General features: G+C 44.7%; 15 protein-coding genes. 7 read left to right on the forward strand and 8 right to left on the reverse strand.

The features are described 5' to 3' along the window. The first annotated feature begins 86 nt into the window (after positions 1 to 86). The 3 genes from A142_RS19120 (at position 87) to A142_RS19130 (ending at position 2,683) form a co-directional block, all read left to right on the forward strand. Positions 87 to 902, forward strand: coding sequence for a GNAT family N-acetyltransferase (locus A142_RS19120; protein WP_019823288.1), 816 nt, complete (start codon positions 87 to 89; stop codon positions 900 to 902). 193 nt (positions 903 to 1,095) lie between these two features. Next, the gene (locus A142_RS19125; protein ID WP_019823290.1) at positions 1,096 to 1,935 is read left to right on the forward strand and encodes a helix-turn-helix domain-containing protein; all 840 of its coding nucleotides are present in this window, start codon (positions 1,096 to 1,098) and stop codon (positions 1,933 to 1,935) included. A 115-nt stretch (positions 1,936 to 2,050) separates the two neighbouring features. Beyond that, positions 2,051 to 2,683 carry an esterase/lipase family protein gene (locus A142_RS19130; protein ID WP_019823291.1) on the forward strand — a complete coding sequence of 211 codons (633 nt, stop codon included), beginning with the start codon at positions 2,051 to 2,053 and terminating at the stop codon, positions 2,681 to 2,683. A gap of 196 nt (positions 2,684 to 2,879) precedes the next feature. Here the strand turns inward: A142_RS19130 and A142_RS19135 are convergent, their stop codons facing one another. Next, positions 2,880 to 3,854, reverse strand: coding sequence for an arginine deiminase-related protein (locus A142_RS19135; RefSeq protein ID WP_019823294.1), 975 nt, complete (start codon positions 3,852 to 3,854; stop codon positions 2,880 to 2,882). Between the two features lie 586 nt (positions 3,855 to 4,440). Between A142_RS19135 and A142_RS19140 the strand changes: the two genes are divergently transcribed. Next, positions 4,441 to 6,291: an ABC transporter ATP-binding protein gene (locus A142_RS19140; protein WP_019823295.1), complete on the forward strand. Its 1,851-nt coding sequence runs from the start codon at positions 4,441 to 4,443 to the stop codon at positions 6,289 to 6,291. A 286-nt stretch (positions 6,292 to 6,577) separates the two neighbouring features. After that, entirely contained in the window at positions 6,578 to 7,282 is a 705-nt protein-coding gene (locus tag A142_RS19145; RefSeq protein ID WP_017065155.1) for a hypothetical protein, read from the forward strand. A 109-nt stretch (positions 7,283 to 7,391) separates the two neighbouring features. On the opposite strand, the gene A142_RS19150 is transcribed toward A142_RS19145, so the two are convergent. Beyond that, the gene (locus A142_RS19150) at positions 7,392 to 7,880 is read right to left on the reverse strand and encodes an Lrp/AsnC family transcriptional regulator (RefSeq protein WP_019823298.1); all 489 of its coding nucleotides are present in this window, start codon (positions 7,878 to 7,880) and stop codon (positions 7,392 to 7,394) included. A 278-nt stretch (positions 7,881 to 8,158) separates the two neighbouring features. Between A142_RS19150 and A142_RS25235 the strand changes: the two genes are divergently transcribed. Continuing rightward, on the forward strand, positions 8,159 to 8,329 hold the full coding sequence (locus A142_RS25235) for a hypothetical protein (RefSeq protein WP_019823299.1): 171 nt from the start codon (positions 8,159 to 8,161) through the stop codon (positions 8,327 to 8,329). A gap of 615 nt (positions 8,330 to 8,944) precedes the next feature. Here A142_RS25235 and A142_RS19155 read toward each other — a convergent pair. The 6 genes from A142_RS19155 to A142_RS19180 all read right to left on the reverse strand — a co-directional run bounded on the left by A142_RS19155 (position 8,945) and on the right by A142_RS19180 (position 17,621). Continuing rightward, positions 8,945 to 9,808: a nuclear transport factor 2 family protein gene (locus A142_RS19155; RefSeq protein WP_019823304.1), complete on the reverse strand. Its 864-nt coding sequence runs from the start codon at positions 9,806 to 9,808 to the stop codon at positions 8,945 to 8,947. Positions 9,809 to 9,929: 121 nt separating this feature from the next. Continuing rightward, positions 9,930 to 10,820, reverse strand: coding sequence for a helix-turn-helix domain-containing protein (locus A142_RS19160; protein WP_019823306.1), 891 nt, complete (start codon positions 10,818 to 10,820; stop codon positions 9,930 to 9,932). 264 nt (positions 10,821 to 11,084) lie between these two features. Continuing rightward, complete coding sequence (gene putP, locus A142_RS19165; RefSeq protein WP_029405518.1) at positions 11,085 to 12,575, reverse strand: sodium/proline symporter PutP; 1,491 nt, start codon at positions 12,573 to 12,575, stop codon at positions 11,085 to 11,087. Positions 12,576 to 12,761: 186 nt separating this feature from the next. Continuing rightward, a complete protein-coding gene (locus tag A142_RS19170; RefSeq protein ID WP_019823311.1) occupies positions 12,762 to 13,466 on the reverse strand; it encodes a 1-pyrroline-5-carboxylate dehydrogenase in 705 nt (234 codons plus the stop codon). 11 nt (positions 13,467 to 13,477) lie between these two features. Next, positions 13,478 to 16,615: a bifunctional proline dehydrogenase/L-glutamate gamma-semialdehyde dehydrogenase PutA gene (gene putA / locus A142_RS19175; protein WP_019823313.1), complete on the reverse strand. Its 3,138-nt coding sequence runs from the start codon at positions 16,613 to 16,615 to the stop codon at positions 13,478 to 13,480. A 181-nt stretch (positions 16,616 to 16,796) separates the two neighbouring features. Further along, positions 16,797 to 17,621, reverse strand: coding sequence for an AraC family transcriptional regulator (locus A142_RS19180; protein ID WP_019823315.1), 825 nt, complete (start codon positions 17,619 to 17,621; stop codon positions 16,797 to 16,799). A 483-nt stretch (positions 17,622 to 18,104) separates the two neighbouring features. Here A142_RS19180 and A142_RS19185 point away from each other — a divergent pair, with 483 nt between their 5' ends. Beyond that, entirely contained in the window at positions 18,105 to 19,208 is a 1,104-nt protein-coding gene (locus A142_RS19185) for a PEGA domain-containing protein (RefSeq protein ID WP_017065149.1), read from the forward strand. Positions 19,209 to 19,438: the final 230 nt, after the last annotated feature.

The raw sequence follows: 19,438 nt of genomic DNA on the forward strand, positions 1-19,438 counted from the left end.
TCTATAAATTTAATTACGCAACAAAGCCCTGAGAACCTGACAGCAGCTACGCACTATACCGAATTGGAACAACAGGAATTAACGCGATGTTAGACATCAAAAAAATCTCATCACTTAGCGACTTAAGCGAACTTAAATCGGCTTACTTTACTGAGTCAACAGCTCCACTCGATGGCATGTGGCATTTCGGTTTTGTACCAATGTCTGACCATTTTGGTTTTTACGAAAACAACAAGCTTGTCGGTTACTGCGTGTTGAATGGTGGAGGCTACTTGCTTCAGTTTTTCCTATCCGCAACAGCCAACGCGAATATCGCCGACTTGTTCACCTTGATCATCGAAAACAACAGCTCTGTGATTGGTGAAGTGAAAGGCGCATTCGTGAGCACAGCAGAGCCGCAGTATCTGTCACTATGCTTGGACAATACCGAGTCCTTCAAAGTCAACGCATTGATGTTCCGCCAGCGTCCAACAGCCGTCGCAAACAACATTGAAAACATCGAGATGACCCTCGCGACGGAAGAGCAACTCGATCAGCTAGTCGAATTTTCTTCATCAGCGATTGGCGCACCTAAAAAGTGGCTCACCGGTTACTACGGCAATTTGATTGCCCGCCAAGAGCTATGGGGCTACTGGGAAAGCGACAGTATTCTTGCTACGGGAGAGTGTCGTAAATTCGATGAACACCAAACGCAGTTTGCTGACTTGGGTATGGTTGTCGCGCAACAAGAACGTGGAAAAGGCTTAGCAACACGCGTACTAAACTTTCTAACACAACACGCCACCAGCCAAGGTTTGGAAGCGATGTGTTCTACAGAAAGCAGCAACATCGGTGCGCAGAAAGCGATCGCTCGCACTGGTTTGTCATCGAAAAACCGAATCCTACAGTTCGATTTCAGTTAGGATTCGACTTTAACTAATTGACGCTTTGATAGTGAAGACAACAACAAGCCTATAACTGTGACTCTATACATCCAACGGTTATGGGCTTTATTGTTTGTGGTTAGCCATTACGCGTTCAACAAAGAGAAAACTATCTTCCCCAACGATAGACACATATAGTTATATGTAACGTTAACCCCAAATAGAATACCGAATGATCAATTGGTTACAGTCTCCGAAATCTCCTGAAGTTGCTCAGTTCATTGATTGCTACTGGCTGATTGAAAAAACGCCCGACGCTCAAACTCATCAATTTCCGATACTCAATCCCGATCCATCGGCACACTTGATTTTTTCGCCAAATGAACAAGCGTATCACTACACGATCGAGCAACAAGTCGATCAAGGCGTTGGCTGTCATCTACTACTACCACACCATAAAGCGATTGAACTGGATCACTCGAAGCCGTTTATTCATTTGGGTATCAAGTTCCATGTAGGCGCCTTGTACTCGTTAAATATTCCAGACTGTCCACACCCCAGCCTAGACCATGTTAACCCTATCGAGCTCGCCAATTTGTTAGGTAATTCCAATACCGAAGCAATGTCGCTGATCAAGCTCGCTCAAACCGACTTTAAAGCTTGTTGTGAGCGGTTGGATTCTTTGCTGCTACCTTGGCTATCGGCAGGTAAAACAGACAGACACAGCGAACTCACGCGTAAGGTGTTACAAGTACTTAGTACAACACCGATTGCAGAGCTCGGCGACAAACTGTTTTGCTCGCAACGGACTTTAGAAAGAAGCTTCAACAAGGTGACAGGACTAACGTTGAAACAGTGCCAATCGATGAACAAACTCGAGGCGATGCTCGAATACCTTTATAAACGAAATTTTGATGACATTGATTGGATAGACGTTGCCTACCAGTTTGGATTTAGCGACCAACCACACCTAATTCGCTACCTGAAGAAAACCATAGGGCTAACACCGAATACCTATGCCAAACAAGGCGGTTTAACCATAGATGTTTATGGTGGAGTGAGATCGGACTAACCCACCCCTTATCCATCAAGGACTCTCTGTCTTTTGTGTCCCATTAGTAGCAAGTTTTATTGAGTTTAGATTTGCGACTAAATATACTGGAAACATCATCAGACGGAGGACAAAAATGAATAATAAAAACAAACATATAGTTTTAATTCATGGTCTATATATGCCTGCGTTGATCATGCAATATCTGGATAGAAACTTCAAAAAACGCGGCTTTACAACGCACAAGTTTGCCTACAACTCGCTGCGTTTCCCTTCTGCAGCCAAACGTCTCAATCGTTTCGTGAATGCTCGTTTTAATGAGTATGATGAGGTCTATTTTTTCGGTCACTCACTGGGTGGCTTGCTAATTCGTCATTACTTTAAATTCTACCAACCACACTTCGCCGACACCTGCATTATTACAGCAGGCACTCCGCACAATGGGGCAACCATCGCCAAAACACTGTCTAATCATGGGCTTGGATTTATATTTGGTTCGAGCAAAATGATTTTAAGCGATGGCTTGGGTGACTACGATATTGATGTGCCGATAGGCGTAATTACGGGTACCTACGACGCCGGAGTAGGACGCATTGTATTGGGAAGAAATCCTGGGGATGGCACAGTAACACTCGAAGACGCCAACCTGAGAGGAGCCACTGATACTTACGCCCTCAAACTCAACCACACAGCGCTTGTCTACTCCAAGGAAGTCGTAACACTGTCGGCTCAGTTCATTGAACACAGAGCTTTCAAGAACGCTTCATAGCTTTTTTCGTTAGCTGTTTTCCGTTAACTTTTATGCGCGTTAGCTCCTGTATCTAGCTCTGGCTCTCTTATGCTGTCTTCTTACTTCTGGTAGACCGAGACAAAGATAGATAAAAACAAAAATACCACTCTGCGATAAGAGTGGTATTCGAAGATCCATTACTGGAAATGAGCGCTTGCTATACTTTCTATACTTGCTACAGACGATTCACTCGGGTTGGTAAGAACACCTCGCCCAACATGCATCGCACCGAACCACCACCAATGTCTTCAATCGTTTTCACGTTAAATGGTAGCAGCTTGCCATGTGTCGATAGCTGAGCTAACTGAGCTGGAGAAAACGCATCGTAAGCCGATTGAGACATCGCGATCACCTTGTCGCCATTCACCGTCTCCAGTTGCAAAATGTTGCCGCAAAATCGGTTCATCTGATCAATTGAGATAGAGATAACCTGCTTGTCTTTAGCAAGAGATTTCACCACAAAGCGGCGTTCAAATTCAGGGATCACTTCATCACAGATCACGCAGAAGTTATCGCCAATCGCCATCATCACATTGGTATGGTAAATCGGCTGACCAGACGGTAATGCCGTTTGGAAAGAGACCACACGAGAATAGCCAATACGCTTCGCGTAATCTTCCAATACTTCACGGTCACAACGCTGAGAAAGCGCAGCATAGATAGTCTTGTTGATATGGTCGATAACCATCACGCCCGTGCTCTCTAGATAAGAACCCTGCGCGATGTAAGACTCTAGAGATTCACTGTGGTTAACAATACGACCCGACGCTTCTAACGCTTCAATAAGAGCGTTTGGCTTAACTTCATTCTGACGGTTTTCACACGCCATAGGGAACGTGAATAAGCTTCCCTCACTACAGGTACTGAACCAGTTGTTTGGGAAAACAGCATCCGGAGTTTCAACGCCCAACTCTGGGTAATCAAACTCTACAACTTGCACACCTTCTTTACGCAACGAAGCGACCATAGCCTTAAATTCGGCCATGGTTTCTACCTTCACCTCAGCTTCGGTCAGATTCACTCTGTGCTGAAATTCGTTATCACGTGCTGTTTCTTCGTTAAATTTAAACTCTTTTGGCGGCACCATAACAACGCAATTGGCGTTTTGAACATTAGTAATATGAAGTGATTTTTTGTGTAGGTTTAACATTTCAACCGTCCCTATCTTTTATTTACTTCAGAATTGTAAACAACTTGTTACGACAAGATTCACTGAAAAGAATATTGATTTGAATATTTATCCCAAACAATTACTGCAGATCTTAGATTAATCGGTAATTTTTACTGCAAGATAACAGCACATCAGAAAGAACCAACTGTATGCATATTCGTTAAGTCACTTTATGGATAAATATTCTGATTCCATTTTCTCGCCTATCACGAGTTTTGATTACAATTTAATCCATTTAACGTTAGGATTATCACCGTTGCATAACAATCAATTACGTTTGAAATAAGCTTAACTTTTCCTGTCTAATTCAATCTAAAATAAGCGTCATGAAAGACATTCTTTGGACCTTTCCTGCATTGCTTAGACAAAGTTTTAGTGTTTTAAAGCCAAGTGCCTAAATAGGCGCTAGAACAAAATCCATCGAATGACTTAATACTGATAAGAACCCATTGGCGCTTATATAATTTCAAACTAAGACAGTTAAATTTCAAATCAAGACCATAAAAACAAAGCTGCACCAACGATGCAGTCGCTTATAGATGCACTAGTTTATAAAGGGAAATCTATGTACAAGAAATTTGAAGGCTTTACTGAAGCCTTTCCAAAGGGAGAGCCGATACAACCTCCTACTGGCATACTGGCATTCTGCCGCCATTACACTCGAGGTTTCGAAAAACCATTGATTTTTCTCGGGTTGATGAGCATGACCATCGCGATCATCGAAGTCGCGCTGTTCGGTTACATGGGGCAATTGGTCGACTGGCTATCAACAAGTAACCCAGAAACCTTCTTAGCTGACAACAAGTCCACTCTTATGGGCCTTGGTGTGCTGCTGTTGGTTGTGATGCCAATCTTGATCAGTGTTTACTCGCTATTGCTTCACCAAACTTTGCTGGGCAACTACCCAATGTCGATTCGTTGGTTAGCGCACCGCTACCTTTTGAAGCAAAGCCTGTCCTTTTATCAAGATGACTTCGCCGGACGTGTCGCGACCAAAGTAATGCAAACCTCACTCGCGGTACGTGAAACCGTGACCAAAATGGTTGATGTGTTTGTCTACGTAACGGTTTACTTCACGGCGATGCTGTTCATGCTTGCTGAATCAGATTGGCGCTTGATGGCCCCGATGCTGATTTGGCTATTCGTTTACATCGGTATTCAACTGCATTTCGTGCCAAAGCTAAAAGACGTTTCTTCAGAGCAAGCGGATGCTCGTTCACTGATGACAGGTCGTATTGTTGATAGCTACACCAACATCGCCACCGTGAAATTGTTCTCACACAGTAAAAGAGAAACCGAATACGCAGAAGAAGGCATGGAAGGCTTTTTAGATACGGTTCATCGCCAAATGCGCTTGGTTACTGGCTTCAACATCTGCGTTGAGTTCGCTAACTATCTATTGGTATTCAGCATTGCAGGTATCTCTATCTACCTATGGTTAGACAACGCGATCACCGTGGGTGCAATCGCGATTGCGGTCAGCTTGGCTCTGCGTATTAACGGCATGTCGAAATGGATCATGTGGGAAATCGGTGGTCTGTTTGAGAACCTTGGTACCGTGATTGACGGCATTAAAACTCTGTCTAAGCCTATCACTATCGAAGATAAAAAAGACGCAAAGCCTCTGGACGTTCCACAAGGCGGTATCAACTTCGACAACGTGAGCTTTAACTACGGTGAGAATAAGGGTGTGATTAACAACCTAAACCTCAACATCAAACCGGGTGAAAAAGTGGGCTTGGTTGGCCGTTCAGGTGCAGGTAAGTCGACCCTAGTTAACTTACTGCTGCGCTTCCACGATGTAGAAAGTGGCCGCATCCTAATTGATGACCAAGAGATCTCGAGCGTTACTCAAGATTCTCTGCGCAGCAACATTGGTATGGTGACTCAAGATACCTCACTGCTGCACCGTTCGATCAAAGACAACATTCTTTACGGTCGACCAGAGGCATCAGACGAAGAAGTATACGCGGCGACTAAACAAGCACACGCGCATGAGTTTATCGAAACGCTAACCGACCCGTTTGGCAACGTTGGTTACGATGCTCAAGTAGGTGAACGTGGCGTTAAGCTTTCTGGTGGTCAGCGTCAACGTGTCGCTATCTCGCGTGTTCTTTTGAAAAATGCTCCCTTACTTGTTCTCGATGAAGCAACTTCTGCACTCGATTCTGAGGTAGAAGCCGCGATTCAAGAGAGCTTGATTGAGCTAATGGAAGGCAAAACGGTTATTGCGATTGCACACCGTTTATCGACCATTGCTGCGATGGATCGCCTGATCGTGCTTGATGCCGGTAATATCGTAGAAGAAGGCACGCACCAAGAGCTGATTACACAAAATGGTATCTATGCTCAATTGTGGAATCACCAAACCGGTGGCTTCATTGCCGATGATCTTGAGAAAGCTACGAACGCTTAATTTTTGTGCTACTTTAAAAGTGCGATGTGATTCACACCAATTTGTTAATTAACGGTAAATTACACATAGCAGAATGTTATGTCGTAATTATATAATGACATTAGCACCAAAGACGCCTCGCTTGCGCGTTCTGGAATAAGGCTAGACTTCGGGGGGAGGCTAGCCTTTTTTATGCCTGCTATTTGGTACTCTTTGCTACCTGTCCAACAAACTTCATCGATCCTTTTGTTTTTTTCTTGGCGTTTTTTTCTTAAAATGCGCGCAATATTCTTTCGAGAGATCAACCATGAACAAAAGTGTCTTAACTAACGTTATTGCGTTAGCACTGCTTGCTGGCGGCTATGCGACAGCAAACCAATACTTGCTTTACGCAGGCCTATTCGCATTTTCTGGTGCCATCACCAACTGGCTTGCGATTCACATGTTGTTCGAGAAAGTACCCGGCCTATACGGTTCTGGCGTTATTCCAGCGCGCTTTGAAGAGTTCAAGGCAGCTATCAAGCAACTGATGATGGAGCAATTCTTTACAGAAAGTAACATCGACCGCTTCCTAAGCAGCGAGATGACAGGAAAGTCGCTCAATCTAGAGCCTGTGATTCAGAAGATCGACTTTAACCCTGCATTCGACTCACTGGTGCATGTTATCGAGAACTCTCAGTTTGGCGGTATGTTGGCAATGTTTGGTGGCACAGAAGCACTAGAGCCAATGAAAGCGCCGTTTGTTGAGAAGATGCAAGAATCTGTGATTGAAATCAGCAAGAGTGATTCTGTAAAAAATGCCATCAAAGACGAGCTAGAATCGCCTGCGATGATGGATGAAATCAAAGAGAACATTGAGGCGATCATCGATCAGCGCTTGAATGAACTAACACCTAAGCTGGTTAAAGAGATGGTTCAGACCATGATCAAGAAACACCTTGGCTGGCTTGTGGTTTGGGGCGGTGTATTCGGTGGTGTGATTGGCTTAATCTCTGCGGCCATTACGCTTTAAGGCGAACAAGTTTATCGGATTGCTCTTTATCTGACGCTCAACAAAAAATGGAAGCTTATTAGCTTCCATTTTTTATATCTAAATCACGTTGGTATGCGAAATTAGGCCACTATTTTATAGTTGCCAACAACTCAGGGTTCACGCCGAAGCCCTTTTTATGCTCTTCAATCACCACTTCACTGCGTGTCTGAATCACACCGGGCAAGGTACCCAATTTCGTTGCCATAAACGCTTGGTACGCCTTCATGTCTTTCACTCGAACCTTGATCATAGTGTCAAAGTCACCCGACAGTGAGTAGCACTCTTCCACCTCAGGCATCATTTCTACCGCTTGGGCAAATTTGTCGAAGATTGAAAAGCTAGTCTGATCGAGACGTATATGAATAAAGACTTGAACATCGAGTCCCAGCTTTTCTGAACAAAGCTCAGCATGATAGCCCGTGATGTAGCCCTCTTTCTCCAATCGCTTGAGTCTATCAGAGCAAGGTGACGTCGTAAGGTTGACCTGTTTTGCCAGTTCAACAACAGGTAAACGCCCTTTCATATGCAGAATTCTTAGTATCTCTTTATCGATACGATCGAGCTGATGCTGAGACATAACATTCCTTAAACATTCTAAATTCCGCTCAGTATATTCCATACCAAGTGCAATCGAAGAAAACCTCGCTCACACATTTAAAAACTAAATGCACGGATGATATTCACGCCAAATATAAATACATACAAATAGATAAGAACCCTTATAAATCAAACTCTGGTTATTAACAAATTATTATAGAAATGACCCGATTAACAAATAAGTTGAGCCGGAAACGAAAGAAAGGATATAGGCCAAAGTGAATAATATAATTATCAAAGAGAAAGGATGACTCTATTATGAAAACGCAAGAACTCGCATATAAACCTTACGGTATTGGTTCATGGACACACGTAACGGTATCAAAAGATGTTGCTCAGGCACTAGCAAATGAATACTCAAACTATGGTTGGGATGTGAAGATTGATGGTGACGCCATTGATGCCGAGCTAGCACTCAAAGCCGCATAGAAACGCAAAAACCTCCTAAAACGGAGGTTTTTTGATCTAAGTTAGTGAGCGCTTACTGTAAGTTAAGCTAAACCAACTTGGGGTACAGTACTTCCTGTTTCGCAACGGCAGTTACACGTGCGGCAAAAGTGCTGAGTTTCCATATCGTAGTACAGGTTTCCACTAAATAGCTTTGACGTCCATTGCATCATACGGCCAGAGGTTGTCTCAGGCTCTGATTCACAACGTTTCATTATAGACTTATGTAGTGTTGTTTTTTTACATCCTTTGCAATAGAGATCTGGCATACCTTTGTCCTATAGGTCTTTAGTGGTTACTGACAATTGACACATCATGTCCAATTCAGTTCAACAATTCACCGAGCTAATCACAAAAGTGAGCGCCAAGTTCAAAAAATAGCCATTTTTCTGTTTCATTTTTTGACATCAAACGCCATAAAGGTCCAACCTCTTCCATGCAATTTCTCTCATTCACTCGGTTTCAATTTACATTGTAAAACCCCTTCAAACCGTCTCCTCAACGCGATCTTCCATCAAATACACCAACAAAAAAACGGCACTCCCATTATGAAAGTGCCGATTTGAAAAATCATTTTAGATTCAATATGACTCCAACTTAGAAGCCAAATTTACCATTTTCATTTTTCCACTCTGAACGCGCTGGAATGGTTTCGATAGTGTCCCAGTGCTCAACGATCTTGCCGTTATCGACACGGAACAGATCATAAAAAGCGACATGGTTATTCATGAACTGGCCTTCACTGATTGACAACACGAAGTTACCTTGGCCTAAAATCTTGTGGTTAGCGGTATAAACCATTGGCATGCCTGCTTCCGCTAACGCCCCCAAAGCTTCACCCAAACCGCTTAGGCCATCGGCTACACCAGGGTTGTGCTGAAGGTAAGCGCTGTCTTCGTTATCGATGTACTGATTAATCTTCGACATGTCACCGCCGATCAGGATGTCTTTTACAAAGCCACCGACAAGCTGTTTATTTTGATCCGTTTTCTCGAGATCTACGACTTTAGTCGTACCGTCTAATTGAGTGCGACCACTTGCGTTTGGCTTGGCAATTTCTTGCAAGTTATCCCAATGTTCAACTATCTGTCCCTCTTCAAAACGGAACACGTCAAAGCCGACTTTAGGGCCGAAGAAGTTGTATTCAGTGTGTGTTACTACGAAATCACCATCTTGAAATGAGCGCTTCACTTGCGCTTTCGCTGAACCTTCTGGAAGCATTTGTAATACTTCACCAAAGCCCGCTAAGCCATCACCTACCGCTAGGTTATGTTGAATGTACTTTTCAGGGTTAATGTAGCTCACCGCTTTTGCGTCGCCCGTTTCAATGCTCGAAATGACCGCTACCGCTTTTTCTTGAATAGACAGCTCTTGTGCAGCCACAGAACCGGTAACAACAGAAGCAGCAAGTACGCCAGCAGTTAGTAGTGTTGATTTGAATGTGTTAGTTATTGTTTTCATTATTAAGTCCTCTCGTTGGCTTGGAAACTATATTAGTCAACGAGAGAGGCTCACGGTAGAGTGGATTTAGGCAGAAAAATGGTAGATATCGAACCTTAGATGGTTCGTGTCGACCTACTAGCTATTCAGAGAGTGAAGGCTTGGAATACTTCTTTTGAAACTCACTCGGCGTCATCTGAGTATGATTTTTAAAGTACTTAACGAAATTACTCGCATCTTCAAACCCAAAATCCAACGCCATTTTCTGAGACGTAATATTGGTTACCACCAGCTGACGCTTCATTTCTAAAACGGTAAAAGAATCGATGATTTGCTTAGCGGTTAACCCTGTTGCGACCTTGCACACTTGGTTCAACGTCTTGTACGTGGTGTTACTTTGATTGGCGTACCAGTTTGCATCACGCACGCGCAGGTAGTTGTTTTGAAGAAGCTCAAAGTAGCGGGCAAACTTAATGTTCTGCTGCAAGCTCAAGGCGTCTTGCTTCACTTCTGGTCGTAGGCGATGAAGAATCAGGGCTAGTGCTGAGAACAAGTACATGACAATCAAGGGATCGGATTCTGGCAGATTCAGCTCCGTCATAATCTGCTGAATGAGACTTTGCGTCCGCTCTTGGTGGGACTCGTCGAGTGACAACAGTGCCGAGTGCGCCTTGTTCAAATGAGTAGGCGTGTAGTTCGGCAACTTCATATTAGCGTGAACGCTGTCTAAGAACGCTTGAGTAAACAAAACCGCAGTGCCTTGTGGCTTGTTACTAAAATCAAAGGCGTGCACCTGCTCTCTTTGAATGAACAACACGCTCCCTTGGCTAAAAGGATAGTCCTCAAAATCGACCATGTGCGTGCCAGAGCCTTGCCCGATAAACAGAATCAGGAAGAAGCTGACACGATGTGGCAATTGAGGATCGTGGTTAATATTACTTTCTGAATAGAGCCGAGACAAGGGCACCAACTCCAGCTCAGCTTGCGCCGTTTTCTCATGGTTAAAGCCAATATTCGGGATTACTTGAGGCACTATTAACTTCCTATTCATTTACTCAACGGCTCTTAGCAAGAGTAATGTATCGCAGTGGGAACGGAAATGCTCTGAGCCTAGAAGTATGACTTAGCCAGCGTCACCAACAAGGTAAACATGCTCAATACACTCAACTTGCCAGACGCAACACAAGGTCGAAAGGTCAAAGCATTGGGGTATGGTCAAAAAAATAGAGCCACCGAAGTGACTCTATTATTTTTAGCTCATGTTCTTTGTTAATTCACATCTGTTTTACAATGTAAATTAGTCTAGCTCAACGAGGTTCTTCTCGAACTCAGCGTGTTGCTTCTTAACTTCTTCTTCAGGCTCGCCCGTAATTAGACTCACGATAACGATAGAAAGAGTCGATAGGATGATTCCCGGTACGATTTCATACACATCGAACCAACCGCCCGTGAACTGTTTCCAAAGTACAATCGTCACACCACCAACCACGATACCCGCCAGAGCGCCGTTACGGTTCATACGAGACCAGTACAGGCTCAATACGATAGCTGGGCCGAATGCAGCACCAAAACCAGCCCATGCGTAAGACACAAGGCCAAGTACTGAACTGTCTGGCGTCATCGCTAGTACAAGTGCAATCAGAGAGATTAGGATAACCGCGAAACGGCCTACACGAACAATCTCTTCTGACGTAGCGTCTTTCTTCAGAACTTGCTTATACAGATCTTCTGCCATTGCAGATGAAGAAACAAGAAGTTGTGAATCCGCAGTACTCATGATTGCCGCTAAGATTGCCGCCAGTAGAATACCTGCAATTACTGGGTGGAACATCGCGTTCACAAGAAGCATGAAGATCTTCTCGCCATCGTCTAGCTTAGGCGCGCCAGAGTTCGTCACGTAGATTAGACCAACAAGACCAACCAGCATTGCACCAATCATAGACAGCGCAGTCCATACCACAGCGATACGACGCGCGGTTGTTAGGTCTTTATTGCTACGCGTTGCTTTGAAACGAGCAAGGATGTGTGGCTGACCGAAGTAACCTAGACCCCATGCCGCTAGCGAGATGATCGCGATAGCAGAAAGCGGCTCACCTTTCGCATCATTCCATAGCGTGAGTAGCTCTGGGTTGATGTTATGAAGGTCTGTAGATAGCTGACCAAGGCCGCCGTTCATTGCTGCGATTGGCACAATCAATAGCGCAGCAGACATTAATAGGCCTTGAACTAAGTCAGTCCAAGATACCGCTAGGAAACCACCAAACAGGGTGTACGAAACCACACATACGGTACCGATAATGACCGCCGTTGTGTAATCTAGGCCGAATACCGTTTCAAACAATTTACCACCTGCTACCAAGCCTGAACTTGTGTAGAAAAGGAAGAATAAAAGGATAAAGAAAGCAGAAATTGTCTGGATCAGCTTAGAATTATCATTGAAACGACGAGATAGGAACTCAGGCAGCGTCAGTGATTCAGTCGTAATGCTGTAAGTACGTAGACGTTTTGCACTGATTAACCAGTTTGCCCAAGTACCAACAAGTAGGCCACCAGCAAGCCAAAATGCTTCAAAGCCAGCAGCGTAAGCGTAACCAGGCAGGCCAAGTAGCAACCAACCACTCATGTCTGATGCACCAGCAGAAAGTGCAGCAGGCCATGGGCCTAACGAACGACCACCTAGGAAGTAGTCAGTTGAGTTAGATGTACGTTTGTAAGCAATAACACCGATCGCTAGCATCATAATTAGATACGCAATGAACGTCGTCGTTATTGCAAAACTGTTTTCTATCATTTGATAGTCCTCATTTTGTAGAAAGCCTTCCATGCCTAATTCAATGCAAGGCACTCACCGTTAAGGCAAGCAAGTGCATTGAGTTAGGTATTCAGGCTCCAAAGCACTATCAGTTAAATCCAAAGATGGTGAAAACCAAAGTTGGAAAGAACCAAAAGTGCTTAGAGCCAATTTTACTGAAGGTTAGTGAGCTTCGCTTCCAAGTTCGAGCAAGGTCGCGTTACCGCCCACGGCTGTTATATTTATAGTTCGCGTACGCTCGGTAATGAAGCGCAGCGATAGGTGTGGATCATTGGCAACATTCATTGTCGCCAGATCCGTTTCAGCTACTAAACCGACGATTGCACCGTCACGCTTAGCAAGCTGTAAATTGATAGCTTGTGCCGTTTGCGAGTTACCTACGTAACCCACGCTACGTACATCGCAAGACAACAACTGTTGAGCAGCGTCATACGAGGCAACTTGCACCAAGTTAGTTGGCAAGTTAGCCGACTTAGCTGCGTCTGCAACTAAGGTATTGAACTGCACATCATCACTGCACAATTGAACGCTGTTACCTGCCAATAGCGCAGCAGTAATCAAAGCCATTGCAGTTTGCAGTGCTGGCACTTTCTCTTCGCAATCATCAACAATTACCAAAGCCACACCGCGACCAGCGGCATACAACTCATTGGTTTCGCCCGTAGGACCTGCCATTAGGTGATGTTCAGAAAGCAGCGCAGACGCTTGCTCTAGATGATAAGTCGCCACCGTCGCCAAAGGCGCAGATTGACTTTCGATCTCTGATTTCAGCGCAAGTACCTGAGCACTCTTGTAATCAAAGTCGGTAAGATTCCATTGTTCCCACGCTAGCAAAGCATCAGAAAAACCTGTCACTTGATGAACCATGATAATGCTCCTTATGCCTTGTCTTGTGATTGAGAGAAATGAACATCAGTAAAGCGGTATAGGTAGTGAGGACCACCCGCTTTAGGGCCAGTACCTGACAAGCCTTGACCACCAAATGGTTGAACACCAACAACGGCGCCCACTTGGTCACGGTTGATGTAGCAGTTACCCACACGAACGTGTTTTTCGATCCAGCGGTAAGTTGTCTCGTTACGGCTGTGGATACCCATGGTTAAGCCAAAGCCCGTTTGGTTGATTTGGTCTACCACTTGCGCTAGCTCACTCGCTTTGAAGCGAACAATGTGTAGCACTGGGCCAAACTGTTCTTCTTTCAAGCAGCTGATGTCATCAATTTCAAAAGCACTTGGTGGAACAAAATCACCATGTTCACAATCCGTACCTAGAGAAAGTTGAGCCACCTTCTTCTGGGTATTGGTCATGTTTTCTAAGTGCGCCATTAGCTTCTGTTTCGCGTTTTGGTCGATAACAGGGCCAACATCGGTTTTATGAAGGTGTGGAATGCCAACACTTAGCTCGTCCATTGCACCGTGAATCAATCCAACCACGCGGTCTGCAATGTCTTCTTGGATGTAAAGCACACGTAGTGCAGAACAACGCTGACCTGCTGAAGCGAATGCTGAACGAATCACATCACGAACTACCTGTTCAGGCAGTGCAGTACTGTCGACGATCATCGCGTTTTGGCCGCCGGTTTCCGCAATAAACGGGACTGGCTTAGCGTTACGAGTGGCTAATGACACATTGATACGTTGTGCTGTTGGTGTTGAACCCGTAAAGGCAACGCCCGCAATCGCATCATGACTGGTGAGTGCACTACCGATCTCAGCACCGCGACCCGGTAGTAACTGAATCGTTCCAGCAGGGAAGCCCGCTTCATTCATCAGTTCAACCGCGCGAGCTGCAATCAAGCTTGTTTGCTCGGCAGGCTTAGCCACAACCGTATTACCCGCCACTAGTGCTGCAGTAATTTGGCCAAGGAAGATCGCTAGAGGGAAGTTCCAAGGGCTGATACAGACGAACACACCACGACCTTGTCGAGAAGCGATTCGTGTTTGGCCATCAAAACCTTTTAGTTCGAAACCTTGTAGGTTGTCAGCTTGTTTTGCGTAGTAACGACAGAAGTCGACTGCTTCACGTACTTCATCAACACTATCGTGAATTGTCTTACCCGCTTCTTGATGACAAATCGCCACCAATTCAGCGAGGTTGTCCTCCATCAAGTCAGCTAACTTATCAAGTGCCGCCGCTTTGGTTTCAACCGATGTTGCGTTCCAATCAGCGAATACTGCGTCTGCGCCAGTGATCGCTGCGGAAACATGATCAAGGTTAGCGAAAGCCACCTGACCCACATTAATACGACGATCATAAGGTGCTGTCACTTGCTTAACGTTCTGATCAGCCTTGATCATGCTTTCGGCAAGAGATTCACCGTTGATCACAGGGCCCGCAGTCCATTGATTGTTTAGGAAGCCTTTTACTTGCTCTTCAAACTGATGCGCTTCGCTTTCAATATCAATGTTCACACCGTAAGAGTTCTTACGCTCAGGGAAAACCGCTGGAGGCAGAGGAATCTTAGTGTTGTGCAATGTATCGAACGCCAGAAGCATATCGACAGGGTGTTGGGTCAGCTCTGCCACAGGGCAACGCGCATCAACTAAACGGTGGACAAACGAGCTGTTTGCGCCGTTCTCTAGCAAGCGACGTACTAGGTATGGCAGTAGATCTTTGTGGCTGCCAACAGGAGCGTAGATACGTACCGATTGTTGGTAAGCTTCCATCGCATGGTTGTACAGAGAATCACCCATGCCGTGTAAACGTTGGAATTCAAAGTCTTTATGGTCAGTCATCACTGCAATAGCAGAAACCGTATGAGCATTGTGGCTCGCAAACTGCGGGAAGATATTGCCACGAACGCTTGGGCTCAATAGGTAACGCGCACATGCAAGGTAAGCTACGTCTGTCGCTTCTTTACGTGTGTAAACTGGGTAATCAGTAAAGCCAGCTTGTTGCGACCATTTGATTTCACTGTCCCAGTAAGCACCTTTAACTAAGCGAAGCGGGATCAAATCACCCTGCTCTTTCGCTAGGCGGTTTAGCCATACTAGAACCGGAAGTGCACGCTTTGAGTAAGCTTGAATAACCAGACCAAATTTACCCCAACCTTTTACAAGATCAGTGCGGTACAGTTTTTCGAATAATTTAAGAGAAAGCTCTAGGCGATCCGCTTCTTCAGCATCAATCGTAATCGCAACATCGAGCTCTACTGCGCGGCGCAATAGTTGCTCTAGCGTGTCGCAAAGTTCAGTCTGTACGCGGTCTTCGTTCGCCACTTCATAACGTGGGTGAAGCGCAGAAAGCTTGATAGATACCGATGGCGCTGGGCTAGATTTTGAAGAGACATAAGTGTCTCGACCTACGGCTTCAATCGCCATTAGGTAATCTTTGAAGTATTTGTTTGCGTCAGCTGTAGTCAGTGCCGCTTCACCTAGCATGTCGTATGAGTAGGTAAAACCTTTGTCACGCATAGACTTACCGTTCTTTTGTGCTTCCGCAATGCTGCGGCCAAGAACGAATTGGTGACCCATCACCTTCATAGCTTGGTGCATCGCTTTACGAATCACCGGCTCAGAAAGCTTGTTCACTAAGCGGTTTACCGCTTGACCTGCACTCTGCTCTTTAGATGAAAGTCCAACCACCTTGCCTGTTAGCATTAGGCCCCAAGTTGATGCGTTAACAAAAACCGAGTCAGAATTCTTCAGGTGAGATTTCCAATCCGCAACGCTAAGTTTGTCGCGAATCAGAGCATCAGCCGTTGCCGAATCAGGAATACGCATCAAGGCTTCCGCCAGACACATTAGCAAGATGCCTTCTTGAGTATCTAAACTGTATTCAAGCAACAAGGCGTCGATCATCTGAATAGATGTTTTATCCGCACGGATAGACTCAATCAACGACGTCGTTTTGTCTGTAATTTGCTGCTTTTCAGACTCAGAAGGGGTAGCTAGCGGCAGAAGTTGCTCTAGCCATTGGGTTTCATCCACCATATATAATGGTGAGATAAGCGACCATAGATCACTAAGCGACTGCTCATTGAATTCTGGCTTTAACACATCAGTAGCTGTAAACATGCGTTTTCCTTAATCTCACACCCGGAATTAGCCCGGGATCTCTACAATGGCTGCAGTGTATTTAGAGTATATAAGGATTACTTGTCAAAAACTCCGAGTTTTTTGCTAAAAACTCGCTTTATTAACAAAACAAACACAACGTCACATATGAAACTTTAAAATAATATGCCGTTTTGTTTCACTATTTAACAGAAATTTTCTTTTTGTATTGGGATGGTGACATGCCTTGAAGGCGTGAAAAGGTGTGAGTAAAGGAGGATTGACCGGAGAAACCAGCAAGTTCTGCAACCTGACCAAGGCTCAGATTGCCTTGTTCGATCAAGCGGCGAGAGCGGTCAATACGCTTACCAAGAACATACTGGTGGGGGGTAATGCCCATTTGCTCTTTGAACAGCATATGGAACTGGCTTTCACCCAAGAACACGCTTCCTGCAAGCTGAGCGACAGAGATCTTATTCGCGAGGTGTTGCTCGATGTAGCGATCCAGTGCTTCAAGATCAAAACGCGAGTCTTTAATTGAGGTTTCAAATGCCGAGATGTGCCTTTGCATCAGAGCGATCACCGTGTCATTACAGGCACGGCTTAACAATAGATCATCCGGGCTCGCCTGCATTTCTTGCACCAACATATGGATAAGCTTTTGAATTTGCGCGTCTAATTGAAAGTAGACGTTCGATGATTCTAACTGGTTAATCTTCTCTAACATCAGAGGGTCATCATCGGTTGGCACTGGCATGTTGAGCACTAGGATATCCGACTGACCGACCACCCCACCGAAAGCATGATCAGAGCTCGCTGTTACCACACAACCTTGACCCGGCCCGATAAGATTACCCTTACCGCAAACTTCAAATTCTGCCTGACCTTTTAAACCAATCACCACCTGAGAATAATGGTGATCGTGACAATCCATATGCGAAGGCAAAGTAATGATCTCCGCAGGGCGAGGGCCAGTAAGGCCTAGCGGGGACAAGTCTAGGTTTGGAAAGGGTAAAGGTTTTGGCATGACAGCAAAATACTCAGATCGACATAGTAAGAATAATACTCTGAAATCCGCATAAGATGAATTTGTAAATGATCATGAGAGTCATTTCCTCGCCTTAAACAGAAGATCATTACCGCGATCGTCTTGATCATGCCTCCGGAAAGATGATCAAGTGTGTACAAACTACGGGCATTGTAAAACCAATCGCTCCGGCGAGTTTAGGGGCTTCACAAGCAATCACACAAGCACGAAAAACCATGTGGTCAATAAATGCTTTTTCACGCCAACATAATGAATAAATTTTCTTATATAGCTCAAATAATTGGCTATAAACCTGTAAAAAGTGTATCCGAAGTACCGAAACTTGGCTTTTGAGTAGATTGGATAGCAATAAAACGGTATAAAGACGGGTACTGTGTTAATTGCTAATAACTAGTGACTCACAACTAGGAAGTAGACACTTTATTAACGAGCCAATTTTCAATCTACAAGTTGCAGGGACCTATGACTAACTTTCGAATTTCAGCGCTTTTACTTGCGCTATCCCCACTTTGGGTATCTGCATCGGTATCCGCTGAAGAACTGAATCAAGTCGATCCCGTTTCAGCTATCGATGCAAAGCTAACAGAGAAAAACTCAGATATTGAGCGTATTTCAGCAACCAAAGTATCGGCGACTGAAAACCTAAAACAACTACAAAACAAAAACAGTAAGTTGTTGCGCGAAGGTGAAGAACTTAAGGCAAAACGTAACAGAGCCAAGTCTGTACTCGACAAACAGTACAGTCGCTTGCTTGAAGATCCAGAAACGGATTTGGTCTCTTTCCAGAAAAGTTACCAAGATGCTTGGGCTGCGGTTAAAGAGAATCAATCGTCTCAGCTAGATAACGAACAAGCGATCAACGAGAGCGAAATTCACCTTTCTCAAATCAAGCAAAAGCAAGCTCGCCTGAATAATGAGCTGGCAAACTTGAGAGAGTCAAAAGTCGAAGCTCGCGTAAAACGTATCGCAACAGAACTGCGTGAAAGTGCGGTTCTTGAAACCAGCTACACCACCACATGTTCATCAACAATGACACTGGGTGAATGTACTGCACAGGGTAAACACCTGACCAATCAAAAAGCCGTGCAAACGTTCAAGAGCCAATTACTTGAGCAGCTCACAGAAAGCACACTAGCGAAGCAAAACTTACAAGGTGTTCAGCTGAATATCCATGTTCAAGACAGCCAAGCGATCAAGAGCGGCTTCTCTGGTAACAACTCTTACTTCATGCAGATGCAAGCTCAACTTCAAGCAAAACCTGAAGCAGTTGCAGCGTGTAACCTGTTGAATGTTTCGACTCGCTACTGTTTAACAGGCAGTGACGCCGCAGTCGTTAAGAAAAGTGATAAGCAGTGGGCGAACGTGACGGTACGTTCTGATCAGTACAACGACTCAGTGACTATCAACGGCATTAAGTATGGCAGTACACCTCTTGAGGTTGCACTACCAAGTGGTCGTCACCAAGTAACCATTTCAAAACAAGGTTACGAGTCTTATAACCGCACAGTTACCATCAACGGCAGCGACACGATTTGGGTTAAGCTTCTTCCTAGTAAAGAAAGCTAAACACCCTTTCTACATAGAGCTGAGCCGATACAAAACGCTTAGCTCTATATCAGATAGCCGTGCCTATTTCACAAAGCTGAATGAACACTCGCCATTTTGTTGATAGTTATAAACTGTATGATCGTTACAAACTTGTATGGTCGTTATAACCTTGTTTTATAGTTATAAACAGTAGCTGCAGACGAAATGGCGTTTTCGTTTAGAATATTCGATTAACCTAAATTACGATT

This window comes from Vibrio splendidus 12E03 (assembly GCF_000272105.2).
In the GTDB taxonomy this organism is placed as follows: domain Bacteria; phylum Pseudomonadota; class Gammaproteobacteria; order Enterobacterales; family Vibrionaceae; genus Vibrio; species Vibrio splendidus_I.